At 61.4% G+C, this 22469-nt stretch carries 17 protein-coding genes; 7 read left to right on the top strand and 10 right to left on the bottom strand.

All coding sequences use genetic code 11. The annotated features are described in order from the left end of the window. Positions 1-18: 18 nt before the first annotated feature. Positions 19-645, bottom strand: a complete 627-nt coding sequence (locus tag BSP75_RS18325) for a glutathione S-transferase N-terminal domain-containing protein (RefSeq protein ID WP_075114158.1) — start codon at positions 643-645, stop codon at positions 19-21. Positions 646-815: 170 nt separating this feature from the next. Here BSP75_RS18325 and BSP75_RS18320 point away from each other — a divergent pair, with 170 nt between their 5' ends. From BSP75_RS18320 to BSP75_RS18305, 4 genes are all read left to right on the top strand, one after another. Beyond that, on the top strand, positions 816-1460 hold the full coding sequence (locus BSP75_RS18320; protein ID WP_075114157.1) for a response regulator transcription factor: 645 nt from the start codon (positions 816-818) through the stop codon (positions 1458-1460). A gap of 113 nt (positions 1461-1573) precedes the next feature. Beyond that, positions 1574-2170 carry a TetR/AcrR family transcriptional regulator gene (locus BSP75_RS18315; protein ID WP_058052753.1) on the top strand — a complete coding sequence of 199 codons (597 nt, stop codon included), beginning with the start codon at positions 1574-1576 and terminating at the stop codon, positions 2168-2170. Positions 2171-2252: 82 nt separating this feature from the next. Next, positions 2253-3131, top strand: coding sequence for an alpha/beta fold hydrolase (locus BSP75_RS18310; RefSeq protein WP_075114156.1), 879 nt, complete (start codon positions 2253-2255; stop codon positions 3129-3131). A gap of 113 nt (positions 3132-3244) precedes the next feature. Further along, the gene (locus tag BSP75_RS18305) at positions 3245-4390 is read left to right on the top strand and encodes a patatin-like phospholipase family protein (RefSeq protein WP_075114155.1); all 1146 of its coding nucleotides are present in this window, start codon (positions 3245-3247) and stop codon (positions 4388-4390) included. 31 nt (positions 4391-4421) lie between these two features. Here BSP75_RS18305 and BSP75_RS18300 read toward each other — a convergent pair whose 3' ends face one another. Next, positions 4422-6374, bottom strand: a complete 1953-nt coding sequence (locus BSP75_RS18300; protein ID WP_075114154.1) for a monovalent cation:proton antiporter family protein — start codon at positions 6372-6374, stop codon at positions 4422-4424. 118 nt (positions 6375-6492) lie between these two features. Between BSP75_RS18300 and BSP75_RS18295 the strand changes: the two genes are divergently transcribed. After that, positions 6493-7395, top strand: a complete 903-nt coding sequence (locus tag BSP75_RS18295; protein WP_075114153.1) for a diguanylate cyclase — start codon at positions 6493-6495, stop codon at positions 7393-7395. An 88-nt stretch (positions 7396-7483) separates the two neighbouring features. Here the strand turns inward: BSP75_RS18295 and tilS are convergent, their stop codons facing one another. Further along, positions 7484-8842 carry a tRNA lysidine(34) synthetase TilS gene (tilS, locus tag BSP75_RS18290; RefSeq protein ID WP_075114152.1) on the bottom strand — a complete coding sequence of 453 codons (1359 nt, stop codon included), beginning with the start codon at positions 8840-8842 and terminating at the stop codon, positions 7484-7486. Positions 8843-9022: 180 nt separating this feature from the next. On the opposite strand from tilS, the gene BSP75_RS18285 reads away from it, so the two are divergent. Both BSP75_RS18285 and BSP75_RS18280 read left to right on the top strand, forming a co-directional pair. Beyond that, positions 9023-11056: a M13-type metalloendopeptidase gene (locus tag BSP75_RS18285; protein WP_075114202.1), complete on the top strand. Its 2034-nt coding sequence runs from the start codon at positions 9023-9025 to the stop codon at positions 11054-11056. Positions 11057-11115: 59 nt separating this feature from the next. After that, positions 11116-11565, top strand: a complete 450-nt coding sequence (locus tag BSP75_RS18280) for a PliI family lysozyme inhibitor of I-type lysozyme (protein WP_075114151.1) — start codon at positions 11116-11118, stop codon at positions 11563-11565. Positions 11566-11653: 88 nt separating this feature from the next. Here the strand turns inward: BSP75_RS18280 and BSP75_RS18275 are convergent, their stop codons facing one another. The 7 genes from BSP75_RS18275 to BSP75_RS18245 form a co-directional block, all read right to left on the bottom strand. Continuing rightward, positions 11654-12121, bottom strand: a complete 468-nt coding sequence (locus tag BSP75_RS18275) for a hypothetical protein (protein ID WP_075114150.1) — start codon at positions 12119-12121, stop codon at positions 11654-11656. 180 nt (positions 12122-12301) lie between these two features. Then, positions 12302-13162: a pyridoxal kinase PdxY gene (pdxY, locus tag BSP75_RS18270; protein ID WP_075114149.1), complete on the bottom strand. Its 861-nt coding sequence runs from the start codon at positions 13160-13162 to the stop codon at positions 12302-12304. Between the two features lie 109 nt (positions 13163-13271). Beyond that, the gene (locus BSP75_RS18265; RefSeq protein ID WP_075114148.1) at positions 13272-15404 is read right to left on the bottom strand and encodes a lysine decarboxylase CadA; all 2133 of its coding nucleotides are present in this window, start codon (positions 15402-15404) and stop codon (positions 13272-13274) included. A 77-nt stretch (positions 15405-15481) separates the two neighbouring features. Next, positions 15482-16816, bottom strand: coding sequence for a cadaverine/lysine antiporter (cadB, locus tag BSP75_RS18260; RefSeq protein ID WP_042657978.1), 1335 nt, complete (start codon positions 16814-16816; stop codon positions 15482-15484). Positions 16817-17570: 754 nt separating this feature from the next. Then, on the bottom strand, positions 17571-19127 hold the full coding sequence (gene cadC / locus BSP75_RS18255; RefSeq protein ID WP_075114147.1) for a lysine decarboxylation/transport transcriptional activator CadC: 1557 nt from the start codon (positions 19125-19127) through the stop codon (positions 17571-17573). A 393-nt stretch (positions 19128-19520) separates the two neighbouring features. Then, a complete protein-coding gene (gene yjeH, locus BSP75_RS18250; RefSeq protein ID WP_075114146.1) occupies positions 19521-20801 on the bottom strand; it encodes an L-methionine/branched-chain amino acid transporter in 1281 nt (426 codons plus the stop codon). Between the two features lie 175 nt (positions 20802-20976). Then, positions 20977-22269, bottom strand: coding sequence for an HAAAP family serine/threonine permease (locus tag BSP75_RS18245; protein ID WP_075114145.1), 1293 nt, complete (start codon positions 22267-22269; stop codon positions 20977-20979). Between the last annotated feature and the right edge of the window lie 200 nt (positions 22270-22469).

Genomic DNA, 22469 nt, shown 5'->3' with positions numbered 1-22469 from the left:
TGTTCCGCCCGCACCAGTTTATTGGGACTGGCGCGCCGCCACCGGCCACTGCAACCGCGCCTTGACCAACATCTCTTGCCACAGGGGCCAGGCCAGCAGCGCCTGCTGATAGGTTCCCGCCTGACCGGGCAACAGGATGCCGTAGCTGGCCAGCCGATAGGCCATCACGGCATAGAAGGCATCGATAATGCCCGCCTCGCCAAAGTAGAAGGGGCCCCGCGCCTGCGACCAGATATCCTGCAAGCGAGCCAGCTCGCCGACCGCCTCCACCGGAGGACCGATACGGGTTGGCGCCCCAAGGAAGAAGGGGAGCAGAGAACGGATCTGCCGAAATCCCGCGTGCAACTCGGCGCAGAGACTGCGAGCCAGTGCCCGCTCGGCCAGCGAAACGGGATAGAGCTGACGGTCGGGACAGCGCTCGTGAACATATTCGGCGATGGCCAGCGAGTCGTGAACCCGCACGCCATCGTGTTCGAGCCAGGGCACCAGACCGGCCGGTGCCAACCGCTTGAGTCGCGCCAGCGACCTGGCATCCTCCAGATCGAACACCTGCTCCTGCCACGTCAGCCCGCTCATGGCGAGCACCAGTGCCGCCCGCATCGCCCAGGTGGAGCCGGTGCCCACCGTCAATACCAAGGATCCCATCTCTTGCCTCCTGCATGAGTTGCCTGCGACCAGCCGGTCTGCCCTGATGGCAACACATCCGATGGTCGCTTCACATTTGCGCACCGGCGGGTTTGACCCTCTTGGTGAGCGATGCTAGTTTGATTTTTCAAAACAATCAGTTAGCCACAATGTGAGCCATTAACCGAAATATGGACAGCCAATTTACCATCGTCATCGCAGATGACCACCCCCTGTTTCGGGGCGCCCTTTACCAAGCGGTGCACATGGCCATCAACGACGCTCAATTGCTGGAGGCGGACTCCATCGACAGCCTGACCAGCGTGCTCGGCGAGCACCCCGAGGTTGACCTGTTGCTGCTCGATCTCAAGATGCCGGGGGCCAACGGCTTCGAGGGGCTGGCCCACCTGCGCGGCCAGTATCCCGACCTGCCTATCGTGGTGGTCTCCGCCTCGGAAGATGCGGCCATCATCCAGCAGGTGTTGCGGCTCGGCGCGCTCGGCTTCATTCCCAAATCGGTGCCGATGAAGGAGCTGGTCAACGCCCTCAATACGGTGATCGGGGGAGATAACTGGGTGCCGGAAGGCATCTCGCTCCATCCCGAATCGGAAGATGGCCCCGATTTCGCCAGCAAGCTGGCCAGCCTCACCCCCCAGCAATACAAGGTGCTGATCATGCTGCGCGACGGCAGCCTCAACAAGCAGATCGCCTGGGAACTCAATGTCTCCGAAGCCACCATCAAGGCGCATATCACCGCCATTTTTCGCAAGCTCGGGGTCAAGAACCGCACTCAGGCGGTGATCGCCCTGCAGCAACTCGATATCAGGGAGAGCTGAGCCCCGCACACGGCGACACATATACGATGAGGTAGCCAGCCATGCTGGCTATTTGTTGCTCGACAATTAGCACGATCGTACTTTATGCTGCCAGCGCCAACGAGGAGAGAGTGATGAGCAAAGGGCGCCTGACCCGGGAAAACATTTTGCAGACCGCCTTCGAGCAGGCGAGCCAGCAGGGGCTGGAGAGCCTGACCATCGGCTCGCTGGCCAGCGCCTGCGAGATGTCGAAAAGCGGCCTGTTTGCCCACTTTCAATCCCGCGACAATCTGCAGATCGCCGTGCTGGAGTACGCCGCCGAGGTGTTCCGGCTGCGGGTGATCCAGCCGGTACGCCAGCAGGAACACCAGAGCCAGCATGACAAGCTGATCGCCCTGCTGCGCGCCTGGCAGGCATGGAACCACTGCTTCGCCGGTCGCTGCATGTTCCTCGACGCCTGGACCTCGGCGCAGGATGGCCATGAGCAAGAGAGCCAGGTGCAGCAAGCAGCCCGTCAACTGGTGCGCTTCTGGCTCGACTATCTGGCCCGTCAGGTGGTGCAGGGCCAGGCCGCAGGCGAGTGGCGACAGGAGATGGATCCCTGGCGCGCCGTTTACCGTCTCTATGGCCTCTATCTGGCGGATCAGGTGTTCAACGACCTCGAACTGTGTCAGGATCCGGCCCGCCACTTCTGGCCCGAAGTGGACGCCCTGCTGAGCAGCTGGCGCTGATGTTTTGGCATCCGTTCAACACGACTTTTTAAAAACCGATAAAAAAGCACGACCGTTCGCACATAAAAACCACAGGATGACCATGAGCAGCAAGATCTACTTCAACACCCGCCGCTTCAGCCCGAGCAAATGGCTGCTGGGGATCGGCACCCGGTTGCACCACAGACTCGCCCCCAGCCATGCCAAGCGTACCGCCAGCAAGTTGCTGCTCACCCCCCAGCGCAACCAGCGGGATGGCAGCGAACCTGCCGGTCTGGTGAAACAGGCCGTCCATACCAGCGAAGGGGTACTGATGAGCTATCGGCTCGGTCAGGGGCCACTGTGGTTGCTGATGCACGGCTGGTCCGGCAGCGCCAGCCAGTTCTATCCGCTGATGAGCCATATCGCCGCGCAGGGTTTCACCGCCATTGCCTACGATCATCCGGCCCACGGCCAGAGCGCAGGCAATACCGGCCACCTGCCCCGCTTCGTACGTGCCTTCGACGAGCTGGCGACCAGGTTGGCCAGCGAAGTGGGCCCGCTGCACGGGGTCATCGCCCACAGCATGGGGGGCGCCGTCACTCTCTCCAGCCGTCAGCCTGGTATCGATGCCCTGCCACTGCTGTTGATTTCGCCGGTGCTCGACTATGTGCCCCAGCTCTACGGCATGGTGGCGCGCTCCGGCTACTCCATCCGGCTGTTCGATGCGGTGGTCAAGGAGATTGAGCAGGAGTACCAACACCCCTTGAGCACGGTCGATCCGCTGGGCCGACTCGCCAGCCGCAGCGGCGCGGCGATAATCGTGCATGACGAGGAGGACAGGTTTGCCCCCCACGGCGATTCCTTGCGGGCCAGTCAGGATGGTCATACCCGGCTGGTGAGCACCCGGGGTCTGGGCCACGGTCGCATCCTCGCCAGTGCCCCGGTATTCGCCGCCTTCGATCAGCTGGTGCGGCCGGATAATCCTCACCGCGCCCTTTGACAGAGGGTCATGAAAAAAACGGGCAAGCGCCCGTTTTTATATTTGATACAGCGCCTTATAGTTAACTTGTCAGTGGGAACGCCCCTCTCGGGCCAACAATAAGGCGCCAGCATATGGCCAGACCGAATACAGCGTTGTTGCTCACCGGTGGCGGTGCTCGCGCCGCCTATCAGGTCGGCGCCCTCAAGGCGATTGCGGAGCTCTACCCGCGCAATCTCGGCATTCCTTTTCCCATCCTGTGCGGCACCTCGGCGGGGGCCATTAATGTCACCGCGCTGGCCTGCTATGCCTCCTGCTTTCATCTGGGGGTGCGCAAGCTGGAGTGGGTCTGGCGCCGTTTCGAGACTCACCACATCTTCGATTTTCACCCCGGTCGGCTGCTGTGGCGGCTGATGTACGAAGGCTCGGCGGGGCTGATCAATCCCCATACCAACCACGCCTTTCACCTGTTTGACAACGCGCCGCTGCACCGCCTGCTGGATCAGCTCATCGACTATCACCGCATCGATGACAACATCCTCTACGGCAGTCTGGAGGCGCTGGCCATCACGGCATCGGATTACGATGACGGTCTCTCCACCACCTTCTTTCAGGGGCGGGCCGAGCACCATCCGTGGGAGCGGGCCAGACGGCGCGGGGTGCGCACCGTGCTTACATCGGAGCATCTGCTCGCCTCCTCAGCGCTGCCCTTTGTCTTTCCGGCCACCCGGATCGGCGAGAAGTTCTACGGCGACGGCTCCATCCACCAGCTGAGCCCGCTCAGCCCCGCCATCCATCTGGGGGCGGAGCGGATCCTGCTGATCACCCTGGATCCACCCGAGCACTCGGCACCGACCCATCACCACGGCCATCTCACCAGCTCCAATATCGCCAGCCATCTGCTCGATACCGTCTTTACCGACACCCTCAACTCCGATCTGGAGCGACTGTGGCGCATCAACCAGACTCTGGACCTGATCCCGGAACGGGAACGCAACCGCCTCAAGCTGAAACGGGTAGAGACCTGCGTGCTGAAACCGAGTCAGGATCTCGACACCATGGCGCTGGCCTATCTGCGCAAGCTGCCACTGCAACTGCGCCGCCTGTTGCGGGTATTGGGCGTGAAGGGGGATGAGACCAGCAGTCTGGCCAGTTTTTTGATGTTCTATCCGGGTTATTGCCAGCAGCTGATCAAGCTGGGCTATCGGGATACCCTCCAGGAGCGGGAGCGGGTCGCCGCCTTTCTCGATATCGAGGGGCAACCAACAGAGCGGGAGTAAACGGGCGCGTGGTCAATGAGCGCGAGGGGATTCAGTGCCCCTCCAGCAGACGCTGCTCCGCCTGCTCCATCGCCACCACGGTACCAAACAGGATCAGCCGATCGCCGGCCGCCAGCACCAGCTCGGGTCTGGGCTCCAGACTCAGATCCCCGCGCTGCACCTCCTTGATCCGCACCTCATCGAGCGGCAACTCGCGCACTTCACGGCCTACTGCCCACGCCTGATCGTGCAGCAACAGCGGATGGAGACGTTCGAGCAGCTGGTCTGCCTCCAGATTGCTGGCGCTCTGATCCCCCCAGTAGAAGCCGTGCAGGAAGCGATACTGACTGCTGCGCTCGTGCTCCATCCGGCGGATCACTCGCCCGAGAGGAATATCGCAGTTGAGCAGCAAATGGGAGACCAGCATCAGAGCCCCCTCCTGGGATTCGGGGATCACCTCAAAGGCCCCCGCCTGCTTGTACTGCTCCAGAAAACTGTCGTCCCGGGTACGCACCAGCACCTTGAGCTCCCCCGCCAATGCGCGGATCAGCGCCAGCATCGCCTCCACCCGCTTGCGATCATCGAAGGTGATGATCACCAGCCGCGCCCGCAGCAACCCGGCGGCCAGCAGAATATCGCGGCGGCTGGCATCGCCGAAGGCCACCTGCTCTCCTGCCTGCTTGGCCTCACTCACCCGCTCGGGGTCCAGATCGAGGGCCAGAAAGGGGATTTCCTCGATCTTGAGAAAACGGGCACAGGTCTGCCCCGCCCGACCAAACCCGGCGATGATGACATGCTGGTTCTTGCTAAGGCCTGACTGGGCCACCTCGGAGCGGGTCAGCAGCGCCGGATCGGTGAGACTGCGGGCCAGCGAGTGGGCCTGGGTCACCAGCCAGGGGGTCATGGCGATGGAGATAATACCGATGCCGATCAGCAGGGAGACCAGCTGCTGATCCAGCAGACCATGGTGGAGCGCCAACGCCAGCAGCACAAAGCCAAACTCCCCGACCTGACTCAACATGATGCCAGCGGCCATGCTGTCGCGCTTGCGCTCCCCCATCAGCCGCCCAGCCAGCAGCACCAGCAGGGATTTGCACAGCACCAGCAGCAGCACGCAGATCAGCACCTGCCACCATGCCCGCGCCACCAGCTGCCAATCCATGGCCATGCCGATGGTGATAAAAAAGAGCCCCATCAATACGTCGCGAAAGGGTTTGATGTCCACCTCCAGCTGATGACGGTAGTGGGACTCCCCCAGCATCATCCCCGCCAGAAACGCCCCCAGCGCCATCGACAGCCCGAGCGAATGGGTCATGAACGCGGCCAGCAACGCCACCAACAGGGCGCTCAGCACGAACAGTTCATCGGAGCGGGCCCGCGCCACCTCGTGAAACAGCAACGGTAGCAACCATTTGCCGACCGCCAGCAGGGTGAGCAAGGCAAACAACCCCTTGAGGGTGGCCCAGGCGATCTCGGCGGCCAGCGCACTCCCCTGTACTTCAGGCTGGGCGAGGATCGGGATCATCACCAGCAGGGGCACCACCGCCAGATCCTGAAACAGCAGCACGCTCACCCCGAGCTGAGCCCGGCGGGTATGGAGCTGCTTCTGCTCGCCGAGCTGCTTGATCACCACCGCCGTGGAGGAGAGCGCCAGCGTCCCCGCCACCACCAGTGACTGGGCCAGACCCAGCCCCCACCACCAGCCGATGGCGAAGAAGAGCAGCGAGGTGAGCAGCACCTGCAACATCCCTACCCCCAGCACCAACCGGCGCATCGCCAGCAATTTCGGCAGGGAGAACTCCAACCCCAGCGAGAACATCAGAAAGACGATCCCCAGCTCGGCAATGGTCTGCATGATCGACTGGCCGGTGATCACCGCCAGCCCGTGGGGGCCGAGCAACACGCCAGCAATCAGGTAGGCGAGGATCACCGGCAAGCCGAGGCGCCGGAAAATTGCCACCAGCAGCACGGCGGCGAACAGCAGGATCAACAGGTCGGTGTACAAATTTTCCTCTCCTTTTATCGACTTAAGCTTAGTCAGCCGATCTGGCGGTCAGGAAAGATATATTGGGCATGCCAATTGCAGGGAGGAGACAGTAGTCAGGTGTTACAGGTGGAAGACCATGGAAAATACGTCGTCACTTAATGGCTTTAGCTATGGCATCGAGCAGTGGGTTCGCCAGATGGAGCGGCTCACGCCGTTGCCCAGCGTTGAACGCAACCAGTTGCTCGAGCAGTTGTTGGGGCAGAGCGATCTCGGCGGTTTGCTGACAACTTTTGCCGATCGTGCGGCAAGAATTGTCAGGATCCACGGTCTCTACCTCGATTGTGGCCAGCCCCATGTGCTGATCCAGCACCCGCCGCTGGCCACCCTCAACCTGCACAACTATCCGTTCGAGCTGCGCGGCCAGCACGGCCAGTTGCTCGGCCAGCTCCAATACGAGCTGGAACATCCGCTGAGCGGCAGCCAGCAACGGGTACTGATGCAATACCATCAGCTGCTCTGCCTGCTACTGCCCCTCTATCTGCGGCTGGAAAAACTGGATCAGCTGGTCCGGCTCGATCACCTGACCGGCCTTGGCAACCGCTCCTACTTTGACGAGGCCATCGGCCGCGCCATCGAGCAGCACAGCCGCGAGCCCCACGGTCTGGTGCTGGTGCTGCTGGATCTCGATCGCTTCAAGCAGATCAATGACACCTGGGGCCATCCGGTGGGGGATCTGGTGCTGAGCCGCTTCGCCCAGCTGCTCAAGGGATGTATCCGCAGTACCGATCAAGCCTTCCGGCTCGGGGGCGATGAATTTGCCCTGCTGCTGCAACCGGCAGAACCCGAGGCGTGGCGCCCGGTCTGGCTGCGACTGCAGCATATGTTGATGACCAACAAGGAGCTCAGCACCTTCTCGGTCGGCTGCAGCCTTGGCGCCGCCAGCTGGCAATCCGGGGTCGATGTGCAGAGCCTCTATGAAGCAGCCGACAGCCACCTCTACGCCCGCAAAAAAGCCGGCAAGGCCGGCCTTCTCGAATAATCCCGAACTCTTCTTTGCTCCGGCACATGCGCGCCATGTGACCGGAGCTTCTTTTTTTTGGGGCTAGCCCCCGCTCACACCGATCAAATCAGGCGAGATCCAGCTCGGGCAGGATGGGGGCTGTACCGCTCTCCTGCCAGTGACACACCAGCCCTGCCCCCTGCGCCATAAAGCCGTCGCAGACAAAGAGCCCCACCACCGCCGCCACCTGCTCGCCATAATAGAGGATGGGGATGCGCCCCCGCTGCCACGAAGGCACGCCATACTCCTGCAGCAACTTTTTCATCCGGCGACTGCCGCCCCGTCCCACCGGTTTGAGAGGGATCCCCGGCGCCACCTGAAAGCGCACCGAGAGCGGTTCGTCCGGCCGGGGGACACGCAGCAGCCCCTCGCCGCTCTCCGCCATGCGCACCACCAACTCGCCCAGCCCGTCCGGCAGGGTCAGCGGCTCGCCCACTGTCAGCGGCAACAGCTGATGGCAGGGTTGCAAGTCCGAGCTCACCAGATAGAGCCGCTCCTGAAAACGGCGGCAGCTCTGGCGCCCCCAGTTGAGCTGGGGATTGGCATCGCCGCGCGCCCGCGCCACCTCCTGCCATAGCCGGGCAAGCTGCTCGCGGGATGGCATCTCGCCGCCCTGACGGCGGATCCAGTAGCGCAGCAGGTTGTTGCGCCGGGTCGGTGAGAGGGCGTGCAGCGGGCCGATATGGAGCGCCTCCCCTTCGCCCGCCAGTTGCCAGTCGCTCTCGGCCAGCTCGTCCAACAGCGCCTCCTGCTCGGCGCACAGGGCCATGCTGCGCGCCGCAGTCTGGGCCATGGCGGGCCAGCGTGCCTTGAGCTGGGGGATAAGCGTCTGGCGCAGAAAGTTGCGGTCATAGCTCACATCCTGATTGCTCTCATCCTCCACCCAGCCAAAGGGGAGGCTCACCGCCGCCTCGGCCAGCTCGGCGCGACTGATATCGAGCAGCGGACGCAGCAACAGGCCGCCGGCAAAGGGCTGGCTTGGCAAGATGCCCGCCAGCCCGCGCAGACCGGCGCCGCGCTTGAGGGCCAGCAGCAGAGTCTCCAGCTGATCGTCCTGATGGTGGGCGGTGAGCAGCCACTCCCCCTCCCGCATCCGGGCGGTCAGCCGCTGGTAACGGGCGGTGCGGGCCTGCGCCTCCAGACTCTCGCCATTGCCGCGGGCCAGGGTCACCCGCTCGACCAGCAGCTCCACCGCCAATTGCTGACACACGGCTTCACAATGAGCGACCCACTCATCGGCATGGGGACTGAGGCCGTGGTGCACGTGCAGGGCGCGAAGTGGCAGGCCGTGCTCGCGGGCATACTGCGCCGCCAGCACCAGCAGCAGGGTGGAGTCGAGACCGCCACTGAAGGCCACCAGCAAACCGGTGGAACCTTCCGGCGCTGGCATAGTCAGACAAAAGCGAGAATAAAGATGAGAAATCATAGGCTTCCCCAGAACGGACCGGCCGATCTTAGCAGAGTCGGGCTTATCAAGCTGCAACCCTGCTGCTAGAGTGAGGCTCGCCCGCCCTCTCCACCAGGCAGACCGCAAGACGGTCGCACAGCTGGTTGGAGCAAGGAAGATGGGCAGGGAAGCAAACAACCCGAATTGGAATCAAACAAGATGAACAATAAGAAAAGCTTACTGGCCGGCCTGATTGGACTGGCCCTGCTGGCTGGCTGCAGTCAGGCACCGCAAGAATCCGCCAAACACTCCGGGCTGGCGCTGGCCAATATGGATACCCGGGTCAAACCCGGCGATGACTTCTTCCGCTACGTCAATGGCAAGTGGCTCGCCACCGCCAAGATCCCAGACGATCGCCCCGCCGATGGCGCCTTCTACATGCTGCGGGACAAATCCCTCGCCGATGTGCGGGTGCTGGTCGAGGGGCTGGCCAAGCAGGAGGCCGCCACCGGCACGCCGACCCAGCAGATCCGCGATCTCTACGCCAGTTATCTGGATCAGGCAGGCCGAGATGCCAAGGGGCTCACCCCGCTGGCACCGGCGCTGGCCGACATCGACCGGATCGGTGATCAGGCCGCGCTGGCCCGCGCCTTTGCCCAGTCGGGCCGCATGGGCGGCGGCGCACCGTTCGGCATCTGGATCGACGCCGATGCCAAGTCTCCCGACCGCTATGCGGTCTACCTCTATCAGGGGGGATTGGGGCTGCCGGATCGGGACTACTACCTCAAGCAGGATCCCGACAGTCAGGCACTGCGCCAGAAGTACCAGCAGCATATCGCCGCCATGCTGAGCAGCCTCGGGGAGTCTGATCCGAGCGGCAAGGCCAAACGGATTCTGGCCCTCGAAACCCGGCTCGCCACCATCCAGTGGGACAACGTGGCCCTGCGGGATCGGGAGAAGAACTACAACAAGCGCCCCGCCAGCGAACTGGCACGGCTCGCCCCTCATCTCGACTGGCAGGCTTATCTGAACGCCGCGGGCATTGCTGCCCAGCCGGAGCTCATCATCGGTCAGCCGACCTATCTGAGCGCGCTGGATCAGGTGATGGCCCAGACCCCCATCGCCGACTGGCAGGCCTACCTCAAGTGGCAACTGCTGACCGACTACGCCCCCTATCTCGACAGCGAGACCGACCGCGCCAACTTCGCCTTCTACGGCACCACGTTGAGCGGCACGCCCAAGCAGCGCGCCAGCTGGGAGCGGGCGCTCGGGGTGCTGAACGATCATCTGGGTGAAGCGGTCGGCCAGCTCTATGTGGCCCGCTACTTCCCGCCAGCGGCCAAGGAGCGGATGGAGCAGCTGGTGGAGAACCTGCGCACCGCCTACGGCCAGAGCATCAAGGAGCTGGACTGGATGTCGCCGGAAACCAAGGCCCAGGCACTCGAGAAGCTGGCCAAGTTCCGCCCCAAGATCGGCTACCCCGACAAGTGGAAGGATTACAGCGCCATCGCCATCAAACCGGATGATCTGGTCGGCAACCTGCAACGCTCGCAAGCCTTTGAATACGCAGACAGTCTGGCGCGCCTCGGCAAGCCGGTGGACCGGGATGAGTGGCACATGTCGCCGCAGACGGTGAACGCCTACTACAACCCGAGCAACAACGAGATCGTCTTCCCGGCGGCCATTTTGCAGCCCCCCTTCTTCGACATGACGGCGGATGATGCGGTCAACTATGGCGCCATCGGCGGGGTCATTGGCCACGAGATGGGCCACGGTTTTGATGATCAGGGGGCCAAATCCGACGGCGACGGCATGATGCGCGACTGGTGGACGCCGCAGGATCTCAAGGAGTTCCGCTTCCGCACCAGCCGGCTGGTGGCCCAGTACAACCGTTTCGAGCCCATCAACGGCCAGTTCGTCAACGGCCAGTTCACCCTGGGGGAAAACATCGGCGATCTGGGCGGCCTCACCATCGCCCACAAGGCCTACGAGCTGTCGCTCGATGGCAAGGAGGCGCCGGTGCTGGATGGCTTTACCGGCGAACAGCGCTTCTTCCTCGGCTGGGCACAGGTGTGGAAGGGGATGTATCGCCCCGAGCTGATGCAGATGCTGCTGCGCTCCGACCCCCACTCACCGCCCGAGTACCGGGTCAACGGCGTGGTGCCGAACATTCCCGCCTTCTACGAGGCATTCAACATCCAGCCGAGTGACAAGCTCTATCTGCCGCCCCAGAAGCGGGTGAAGATCTGGTAACAGCATCACGGCGGGCTCCCACGGGAGCCCGCGGTCAACAGACAGCAAGAGGTTCCAAGATGAACAGAGCATTGATAATCGCAGGGCTGCTGACCCTGCCGCTGGCGGCACAAGCACAAACACAAGCCGAAGAGGGATTTAGCAAACAACTGACCCTCCCCTCCGGGCAGGTGATCCGGGTAGCGCAGGGGGCCGGTGAACCTGCCTCCATCGGCAGCTATGACGTGCGACTCTATTCGGGCCAGAACGCCGAGTTCCCACTGGATGAGTTTCTGGATGGCAAGGTGATGGCCCGTAACGGCTTTATCCGGGAGCTGAAGCTGGTCGATTTGAATGGCGACAAACAGCCCGAGCTGGTGGTCATCATCGAGAGCGCTGGCAGTGGCAGCTATCAGGATGCCGATGCCTACACCGTCAGCCCGCAGGGGGAGCTGGAGATCTTCAATCAGGTCAAGGAGCTGGAACCGAAAGAGGATGTGATCAAGGCGCTCAAAAGCCCGCAGGACTGAGCCCCCAGGCATTAGAACTGACGCAATAAGCGGTGACTCAGGCCCCGGCGGGGCCTGAGCTTGCCGACAGCATCACGCCATCAGACGTTTATGGGGTGACGCTGTAACCCTTGCCCTGCATGCAACTGATATAAGCCTGTGAGGTGGTCGCCGCGGGCGCGGCCACTTGTTCGGCACGTCGCTCTTTTCTCTGGTGACGACCGCCTATCACGGCTCCCACCGCGGCCGCATCCCGGGCATTCTCCTGTCGATACTCCTGCTGCACATCGTCATCTAGCCTGTCGTAGGCCTCATGCTGGTTACCGCGCACCTCCGCGGCGGCAGCCCCGACGAGCCCCCCTTTCACCGCGCCAGCGAGCCGCCCGCCCTGAGGCTGCTCAGTCGCCGGAGTGGTCGTACTGGTCGCCTGATTTTGGCAGGCCATATCATCAGATTTAATTTGCTCGGCGTTTTGTCCATTAAGCGGGAGCAATGTCTGGCCGGTTGCGAAACCGGCAAAACCGGTCAGCGTCAGGATCGTTGTCACCAAGAGCAGTCGTCTATTGAAGCTGTGCATGATATCTCTCCAACCGTGGAAACATGAGTATGGCGGGTTGTCTGTCAATGCTATCTGGCCGTCACTCCCGCCTTGTCACCCTGAAGATCAGCCGCTCGCGTCGGTGGCCTCTTCACGCTGACAATACTGGTCACCAGATTAGTCCCCTTCCCCGCCATAAACCGATTGCTATCTCGCAGATCAGAGACGAGTCGCCCGGATGGAGACCTGCGGCAGCGCCATCTCGTGCTGGGCCGCAACCAGTTGCAGCTCGTAAGCCCCCGCCAGCCAGGTCTGGGACAGTACCGCATCGACGCTGGCATTGGTGCGCTCGAACGCCGCCATAGGGGTGCAACCGGCCAGCAGATTGGCCAGCATGGTGGCGCTCAGCAGATCCCCCACCCCGATGGGGTAGCGGGCAAAAGGATAAAGCGGGCGGGAGAGGTGAAAGGTCCCCTCCTCACACACCAGCAGCATCTCGAAGCGGTCCATGGCAAAGCCGGCCTTGCCCAGATGTTTCACCATCACCAGCTTGACCCCTTGCGCCCGCAACTGCTGGCACGCCTCGATGGCCTCCGGCACATTGCGGATATCGCGGCCGGTGAGCTGTTCCAGCTCCAGCAGATTGGGGGCCAGCATATCGGCGCAGGCCAGTGCCCTAGTTTTCAGAAAATCGGCGACGCCGGGTGCCACTATGCACCCCTTGTCGGGGTGACCCATCACGGGATCACAAAAATAGAGGGCAGCCGGATTGAGCGCCTTGAGCCGGGCCACCGCCGCCAAGATCTCCTCCCCCTGTTCGGCCGAGCCGAGGTAGCCGCTCAAGATCGCATCGCACTCGGCCAGCACGCCGATCTCCGCCAGGCCGTTTACCAGCTGACGGATATGGCCGCCGGGCATCACCATCCCCTGCCAGCCTTCGCGGTATTGGGTGTGGTTGGAGAACTGCACCGTGTTCATCGGCCACACCTCGATCCCGAGGCGACGCATGGGAAAAACGGCGGCGCTGTTGCCGGCACAGCCAAAGACTACGTGGGATTGAATGGAGAGCACTCGCTTCATGGTTAGCGACTCACGCAATAAGAACAGGAATTCCGGAGGGAAAAACGGGCCTTGCGGCCCGTTATTGTGACTTTCGATGATTGTCACTTTCGATGGTTGTCGATGTTGATTAACGCAGCACCTTGACGGTGTAGCTGCCATCGGCCTGACGATAGAGGCCGTGGATGTCGGTCTCGAAGCCCGGGTAGTGGGCCCCGATCTCGCACAGCATCTCGAGGAACTCGAGCACCGGCAGAGAATCCTGGGTCACCATCTCGCCCGGCAGCACCAACGGTACTCCCGGCGGGTACGGCAGGATCATGTTGGCGCTGATGCGGTCAACCATGTCACGCAACGGCACCTCTTCCAGATTGCCAGCCAGCTCCTGCTGCCATGCAGCGTGCGGGGTCATCTTCATCTCCGGCAGCACGTCGAACGCCTTGAACATCAGCTCCGGCAGACGGTATTTGCAGGTCAGATCGTGGATGCTCTGGGCCAGCTCCTGAATACGCATCCCTTCATAGAAGCTCGGATCTTCACGATAGAGGCTCGGCAGTATGCTCTTGATGGTCAGGTTCAGGTCATAGCCACGCTTGAACTCGGTCAGGGCGCGCAGCAGCTGCATCGCCTTGGACTGATCGATACCGATGGAGAAGAGGAACAGCATGTTGTAAGGGCCGGTCTTCTCGACCACGATGCCGCGCTCGTCCAGGAACTTGGAGACCAGTGACGCAGGGATGCCCTTCTCCAGCAGCTGGCCATCACGACCCATCCCCGGAGTCAGCAGGGTGACCTTGATGGGGTCGAGGTACATGTGGTCATCGTCGATGCCGTTGAAGCCGTGCCAGTCATCTTTCGGATCCAGCTTCCAGCACTCGACGGTGTCGATGTTGTCCGGCTGCCACACGTCGAAGAACCAGCCTTCGCTCTGATCACGCAGTCGCTTGATCTCTTTGCGGAAGGAGACGGCGCGATCGATGGAGTCCTTGATCAGACGCTTGCCGGTGTTGCCACGCATCATGGCAGCGGAGATCTCGGTCGAGGCCACGATGCCGTACTGCGGCGAGGTGGAGGTGTGCATCATGAAGGCTTCGTTGAAGGTCTCTTCCTCCACGTCACCCTTGATGTGGATCATCGACGCCTGGGAGAAGGCCGCCAGCAGCTTGTGGGTGGACTGGGTTTCGTAGAACACCTTGCCCGGCATCGCTTCGCCACTCATGCCGCACTTGCCTTCGTAGATCGGGCTGAAGTTGGTGTAAGGCACCCAGGCACTGTCGAAGTGGATGTAAGGGGTATCCAGCGCCTCCTTGATGAAGCCGGTGTTGTAGAGCAGGCCATCATAGGTGGAGTTGGTGATCACCGCGTAACGGGGCGCCTGGGCACCCGGGGTGGCGGCAACCTTGGCAGCGATGGTCTCGCGGCTGAATTCGCTCTGCGGGATACCACCCAGAATGCCGTAGGCGTTGCGGGTCGGACGGAAGTAGATCGGTGTCACGTCGTTCATCATCATCAGATGAGTCAGCGACTTGTGGCAGTTACGGTCAACAAGCACAGTGCTGCCGGCAGGTGCGGAGAACATGCCGACAATCTTATTGGCGGTCGAGGTACCGTTGGTCACAATATAAGAGCGATCGGCGTTAAAGGTACGGGCGATATACTCTTCAGCTTCCTTGTGCGGACCTGAGTGGTCCAGCAGGGAGCCCAGCTCCGGCATGGAGATGGAGACGTCGGCCTTGAACGCGTTCGGGCCATAGAAGTCATAGAAGATGCTGCCGGCCGGGCTCATCTGGAAGGCGGTACCGCCCATGTGACCCGGGGTACAGAAGGTGTATTTCCCCTCTTCCACGTACTTGAACAGCGCCTTGGTGAACGGCGGCAGGATGGCGTCCTGATACTCCTGAGTGGCCTGACCCATCTTGAGGGCGATGTCGTCGGCCATGCCGAGACGGTACTCGAAGAAGTGGACGTTCAGACGCAGGTCGGTCAGGTGAATATCCAGGGTGGACTGGTCGTTGGCGAAGGCGAAGATCGGCAGCTTCTCGTTGCGATCGTGGATCTCCTTGCACAGGCCCAGAGAATATTTGTCCCAGTCGAAGATGGCGCCGCAAACGCGGGGGTTCTTCTCGATCAGTTTCAACAGATCGGCCACGTCGACCGGATAAACAACCTCGAAACCCTTGCGCTCGAGGGAGGCTTGCAGCTGGCGAATGGGTTCTTCTTTAAAGAAAACGCCCAGGTGGTTGAGGATGGCAATGATATTCATCGTAATGCTCCACACGTAAAGGGGCGCTCTCCATCAGGGATGGTGAGTGAAGAGCGCTCGGAAGATAAAAGGGGGAATCAGTTGCTGGGTTGTTCGCTCAGCAGGGCATCGTGCTGACGCAGACCCTGTTTTTTGGCGTAGAACATCAGGATGATGAGCGACACCACGAAGGTAGCGGTGAGGTTGGACCCCTTGGCACCCATCAGGGCCACCAGACAGAAGACACAGGCCACACCGGAGAAGATCATCGCGCCGATGCTGCGGGAGGTCATGCCCTCGAAGCGGATCAGGTTAATGCTGGAGTAGAAGTAGGGCAGCATGGTCAGCAGCACCGCATCGGTCGTCAGCACGTTGAAGAGATCGGCTGCGTGAGCAGACCGGGAGGTGAAGGCGGTCAGGCCAATCATCAGGGCAGTCATCTTCAGGGAGCCGAGGATCAGACCCTTCTTGGCCACACCGTTCTTGTCCACTTCGCCGTAGATTTTCGGGAAGTTGCCGTCGTTGGCGGCACGCTTGCCCGCCTCGCCCACCAGCATCATCCAGGAGCCCAGCGAAGTGAAGCAGGCCAGAGCGGTGAAGGCAGAGACGAACGGTGCAGACCAGCTACCGAAGATGGCGGAAGAGGCCATGGCAAACGGGGCACCGGAGGCCGCCACTTCACCGGCCGGGAACATGCCGCTGATCACCTGGGTGGAGAGGATGTAGATAACACCCGCGATACCGGTACCCAGCATGGTAGCGAGCGGTACGGTGCGCTTCGGATTCTTCACCATGCCGGAAGAGACGGCGGCGGATTCAACACCGACGAAAGACCAGAGGCAGATCAGCACGGCGCTGATGACCGCATGCAGGTCGCTGCCGCTGGTGGTGTTCCAGTTCTGGCTGTAGACGGTGGCATCAAAATGACCCCAACCCATCACCGCAGTACCGACAACCGGCAGCAGGATCAGCACCAGGCCCAGGGTACAGAGTCGGCTCACCCAGCTACCGCCCAGCAGGTTGACGAAGGTGAAGATCCAGACGGCAGCGATGGTGGCTGCAGCGGCCGGGATCGGGCTGTTGAGAATGGGGAAGAACACCGAGAGGTAGGAGACGCCGGTAATGGCGATGGCCAGGTTACCGATCCAGTTGGCGTGGTAATAAAGCACACCGGTCTGGAAACCGAACACCGGAGAGATCTCGCCAGCATACGCAATGGGGCCACCCTCTTGCGGGTTCTTGGTAGCAAGGCGGGCGAAGACAAAGGCGAGGCCCATGGCGCCTACCAGACAGATTGCCCAGCTAAAGACAGAGATGGAGCCGATGGTGGCCAGTGCCGAAGGCAGCAGCGCGATGCCACTCCCCATCATGTTGCCGGCCACCACACCTGTACAGGCGATAAGGCCAATCTTCTTGCTCGTATCTAGGGACATAAGATCTCCGGTTCTATAAAAGGTCGGGTCGTCACATACACATTTGGCGGAACGCCCCGCCAAAGAATGGGCACAGACTAGGCCTCTCATCCCCGGAAAACATAAAGACCAGCTAACGGATAAAAATATGAGCCAACTTTTTTCGCCGCCTCACCGGTTTTGCTAAAAAGCATTTAAAAACAGTGAATTGACATCAAGCCACACCGTCACCTTGATAAAACCTTGATATCCGGCCGCCCCGTTTTTGCCCCTTGATAACCCCCTTATCTCGCCGTCTTGATATTTTTGGCCAGATAAACCCGGGATAAAGCGGCTCCCATTGCGCCCCCTGCCCTTGCGGCCATCTGGAAGCCCTGCTGATCATCACCCTGAGTGGCCGCTCACCTCCTGTTCGGCCCTCCGCTCATCTCATCGCACTCCAGGTTCAGAGGCAAAACTCAGTGACGACAACTGGTAAACAATGAGTGGCGACTGACCTCTTATCCCACCACCCACAATGGGATGACGGCACGAGGCACGCGCGCGGCGCAAAGCCGGGCAAACTCGAGTGCAGCGAATGCGAATGGGCGTGCAAGACAAAGGCAAATGGGGATAGTAGGGAGCTACGGGGGATAAATCGGGCTGCACCAGAGCGGCTATCCCCAAGGACAAACAAGCAGGATGGAGAGAGATTGAAACGACGCAGGCCGCCCGAAGGCAGCCCGTGAATAGGGTCGGCAACCGCGCCGACCGAAGAAAAACAAGAGCCGTAGCGTTAGAAGAGCTTCACCTTGCTCTGACCCAACGCATTGAACAGGGCGGGAGTGAGGGTCTCCATATTGCTGTAGAAACCGAGCTGCTGGCAGAGCAGATAGGTCTGCTCGGTCGCCTCCATCAGGAAGGCCTGACTGTAGGCATCACCCGCCGCCTCGGGGCGACCGTCCAACTCTGCCAGCTTGCCCTGCAGTATGTAGTAGAGCCCCGAGCGGCCACGACTCGCCGCCTTCTCCAGCAGATAGTTGGCCTGCTGTTGCTGGCCGTTGAGGATCGCCTGCAGGGTCAAAGCCTCCCACACCCGGGCTGGCAGAGCGCCGCTGTTTTCCACCACGCGGGCGAGATGGGTGCCAATCCCCTGAAGCCGCTCGCTCTCGGATTTGCCCGCCAGGGTGGCCAGCGCCTCGCCCGCCAGATAGCGCTCCGCCAGCAGTAACGGCTGATCCGGATGGGCAATCAGCGCCTGCTCCAGCAGATCGATACCGCGCTTTAGGGCCACCGGATCCCGGCTGTTGGTGTAGTAGTGGGCCTCCATCAGCGCCATCAGCGAGGCATCGTCGGTCGGCCAGCCCATCCCCGGCTCGGCATCGGGCTGGTCGAGGGCGCGCAGCAGATCCTGACTGCTCGCCTGCAGCACCCCGTGTACATTGTGACGGCTGAGCTGGTATTGGTGGCTGAACAGCACCCGATTGGTGTTGATATTCCGGTACTCCAGATCGAGATAGGTGCCCCGGGGCTGGCGGGTGACCCGCACGCTCAGCTCCTTGCCGGGCAGGATGCCCCCCATCAGATTGGTGGCGCCATACTGCACCCGCAGCGGCGTGGCTACCGCCACCTCCCCCATCAGGGCGCGGGTGATGCCATCGGCGAGGCGCACGTTCTCGTTGTTGTCATCCATGCCGGAGTGGAAGCGAAACACCAGCAGATTGGGATCCAGCATGGTGTGTACCTGGGGGCTGGTGTGCTGGTAGCTGAGCATGCTGACAATGGCGATCAGCACGATGGCGACGAAGACATCGAAACTCACCATCTTCCAGCGGCTGCGGGCATCCTTGGCATGGGTGGAAATGGCGCGGGTCAGCGGCCCGGCGGGAAAAGGGGCAACATTGGGCTGTGCATCATCATCATCGTGATCGGCCGCGGGTGGGCTCAGATCTGAGAGGGTCGGGTTGTCGGAGAGAGCGGTATTGACCGCGGTCGCGGGCTGCTCGTCCGCCATCACCACGGAAACCACCTGCAGCGGCCGTACCGGTGCCACCAGCTTGTAGCCGCGCTTGGGCACGGTGACGATATAGTCGGTCGCATCGGAGCGACCATCTTTGAGGATCTTGCGCAGTTCGAAGATGGACTGGGTCACCACCTGATCGGTCACCTCGGCGCCGTCCCACACCTCGTTGATCAGGGTATCGCGGCCAAACACGGTGCCAGCATTGTGGGCCAGAAACCGCAACAGATTGACCAGTCTGGGTTCGAGGTAGACCTCGCGGTCGGGACGACACAACATGTTGTCGTCAACGCTCAGGGTCCAGTCGTGGATCTCAAAAACCGATTCGCTCATGATTCACTCGCTGCAGATGGAGACAATGCACGATGAGAGTGACGCAAGACCCGGACTGACTGAACGGAACAGGGCGCTGCCAGCAGGGACGCGGCAGAAAAGGGAACCGGAACAGTGAATATCGCTGTGAGTCAGTCTGGCCAGGCCATCCTGTTTACGTCTGAAGGGCATCCTTGCGGGCATTCCGACCACCGGGATCGGAAAGGAGCACTTTAAGCAAAACGGGAGCTGGATCCCACTTTTTTTGGCTATAAATCGCCGCTGAGTTGATCCGACCCCGCACTTTTCGGCAAATAGCGTGCCAACGGGTGTTCATATGAATATCCCATATGCCTGAATCAAAAAAGCCCTGAACATCAGGGCTTTCTCATCTTTCCGGCAATAGGGGAGATGTTACTTCGCCACCGGGAGCGCATCCTGCTGACGACTGCGGCGCAGATGACGCCGCCACAACGAGAAGCCTCCGTAGCCAAGGCTCAGCACGACGGCATAGAGCACCTGGGAGGCGAGCGCCACCAGCACCAGAGCGCAGAGCAGTACACTCACCCCCGCCAGCCCCTTGCCCACTCCACTCAGCAGGCGCCAGCCCGCCGCCATGCAGAGCAGGTAGACCAGCACGAAGTTGCCGTTGGCGTAGCGGATCAGCTCATCGAGCGGCAGTCGCAGCCAGATGATCAGGGTGATGCAGAGCAGGCAGATGGCGAGCACCAGAGTGAGCGCCCGCAGTGGTGCACCGCGCGCAGTGAGCACAGCCAGCGAGACGGGCAGTTTGCCTTCGCGCGCCATGCTCCAGATCAGCCGCGCAAAGCCCTGAATGTAGATGTTGATGCTGGCAAAGCAGGAGAGGTAGCCGAGCACCGCCACCAGCCACTTGGCAGTGGGGCCAAACAGCAGCGCCAGCAGGGAGGGGATGGCGGTGGCATTCTTCGCCTCATCGCCATAGAGGCCATATTTGAGCACCACCAGCGAGTGTACCCAGTAGATAAGCCCCGCCAGCAGCACCCCGCCGAGCAGGGCGATGGGGTAATCCCGCTCCGGCCGCTTGAACTCCTCCCCCATATGGGCGAAGGCCTCGAGCCCGACGAAACACCAGAACATCACCGCCAGCGCGGTGGCCATGGCAGGCCACTCGTCCGCGCTCGGCAAGGGCCGGGCTGCGTCGCGCCAGCTCACTTCCCCCTTGAACCAGATAAGCAGGGTGAGCCCCAGAATCGCCAGCGCAATCAGCAGTTGCAGGTTACCGGAGGAGCGCGCCCCGCGCAGCCCCAGCAAAAATACCCCGAGCAGGGTGAGCAGCTGGATGGCCCAGAGGGCCCACTCCCCCATCTCGAACAGGGCATGCCAGAAACCGGCGGCGATCATCAAGGCCGCAGGCAGGCCCACGGGTAACACCGCCAGAAAGAGGAAGGCGGAGAAGCGCTCGGCGCCGTTGCCAAAGGCGAGGCCAATCAGGTGCGGCGCGCCGCCCGCATGGGGATAACGGCGGCCGAGGCGGGCGAAGGTAAAGGCGATGGGCAGCACCAGCGCAATCAGCAGCAACCAGGCCCACAGCGACGCCCCGCCCGCCAGCGAGGCGGCGGTCGCCGGCACCACGAAGATCCCGGTGCCGAGCAGCGAGGTGGCGAGCAGCCCCATCCCCTGCCAGAGCCCGAGATCCTTTTTCAACGCAGACATATTCCTTTGTCCCGATTCATAAACAGATGTCGGGCCATGTTAGGCCTCCCCCGCCACTTTGTTAAGCAGAGTGCAGAGAATATGCCCGGGTTTATGCAAGTCTGACGCTGTTGAGCAGGCAATAAAAAAGCCGCCTCGAACGAGGCGGCTTTTTCACAAGGATTAACCGGAGTTATCAGGCAATCAGCTTGTAGATGATACCGGACATGGCGATCAGGCCAATCAGGGTCACGAAGCCGTTGCTGATGTTGCCAGCGTATTTGCGCATGGCAGGAACCTTGGCGATGGCGTACATCGGCATCAGGAACAGCAGCATTGCGATGATCGGGCCGCCCAGGTCTTCGATCATGCCGAGGATGCTCGGGTTGATGGTGGCGATGGCCCAAGTGGTCAGGATCATGAACACGGCAGTGATTTTGTTCAGTTGCTTGGTGTCAACGTTCTTGCCCTTCTCGCGCAGTGCCTTGGCCATCAGGCCGTTCATGCCTTCTTGCGCACCCAGGTAGTGACCCAGGAAGGATTTGCTGATGGCAACCATGGCGATCAGCGGAGCCACAGTGGCGATAACCGGGTTGTCGAAGTGGTTGGCCAGGTAGGACAGGATGGAGATGTTCTGTTCTTTGGCAGCAGCCAGGTCAGCCGGAGAGAGGCTCAGTACGCAGCTGAATACGAAGAACATAACGGTCATTACCATCATGACGTGGGCGCCCAGCAGGATGTTGCTGCACTTCTTCTCGGCACCTTCACCGTAACGACCTTTGTTATCCACCGCGAAGGAGGAGATGATCGGGGAGTGGTTGAAGGAGAACACCATGACCGGGATAGCCAACCACAGGGTCTTGATGAAGTCACCGTTGAAGGCGTCGGACAGGGCCGGAGCTTCAGTGATGATGGCACCATTCCAATGCGGGATCAGGTAGAACGCCAGGCCCATCAGGGTGATCACGAACGGGAATACCAGCACGCTCATCGCTTTAACGATAACCTGGCCGCCCAGACGAACAACTGCCATCAGACCGAGGATCAGCGCCAGTGACAGGACGGCACGGGGAGGTGCAGACATGCCCAGCTGGTGAACAATCACGCTCTCGACGGTGTTGGTGATGGCGACTGAGTACATCAGTACGATCGGGTAGATGGCAAAGAAGTAGAGCAGGGTGATGAATTTGCCTGCGGTCTTGCCGAAGTGCTCTTCTACGACTTCAGTGATGTCGCCATCACGGGTAGAGCCGGACAGCACGAAGCGGGCCAGACCACGGTGAGCAAAGAAAGTCAGCGGCAGGGCCAGGATCAACATGGCAACCAGCGGCCACAGGCCACCTACACCGGCGTTGATTGGCAGGAAGAGCACACCGGCACCGATCGCGGTACCGTACAGACCCAGCATCCAGACCACATCGGCCTTGTTGATGCCACGGGAAGTGTTGCTGGCTAAACGACCATCAGCTGCAATATTCATGTCAGACATATGTTGTTCCTGTCATCTAGGAAAAATGGGATTCTTGTTTGTTCGGGCCCTTGGCCCGGTTCCCTCTCCCTGGAACGCCTGCTGTCCGTCCTTGTTATTAACCTCTCGCACCCCGGCAACCTGGCCATCACTCCTTGTGACAACAAGACCGCAACAAACAACAGTGCGAGATTTTGACCCTGAGGGTCGGCGCCCGTCTC

Origin of the sequence: Aeromonas sp. YN13HZO-058, assembly GCF_001921245.1 — a bacterium.
In the GTDB taxonomy this organism is placed as follows: domain Bacteria; phylum Pseudomonadota; class Gammaproteobacteria; order Enterobacterales; family Aeromonadaceae; genus Aeromonas; species Aeromonas allosaccharophila.
The sequence above is the reverse complement of the archived record's forward strand: the minus strand, read 5'-3'. Positions and strand labels throughout refer to the sequence as shown.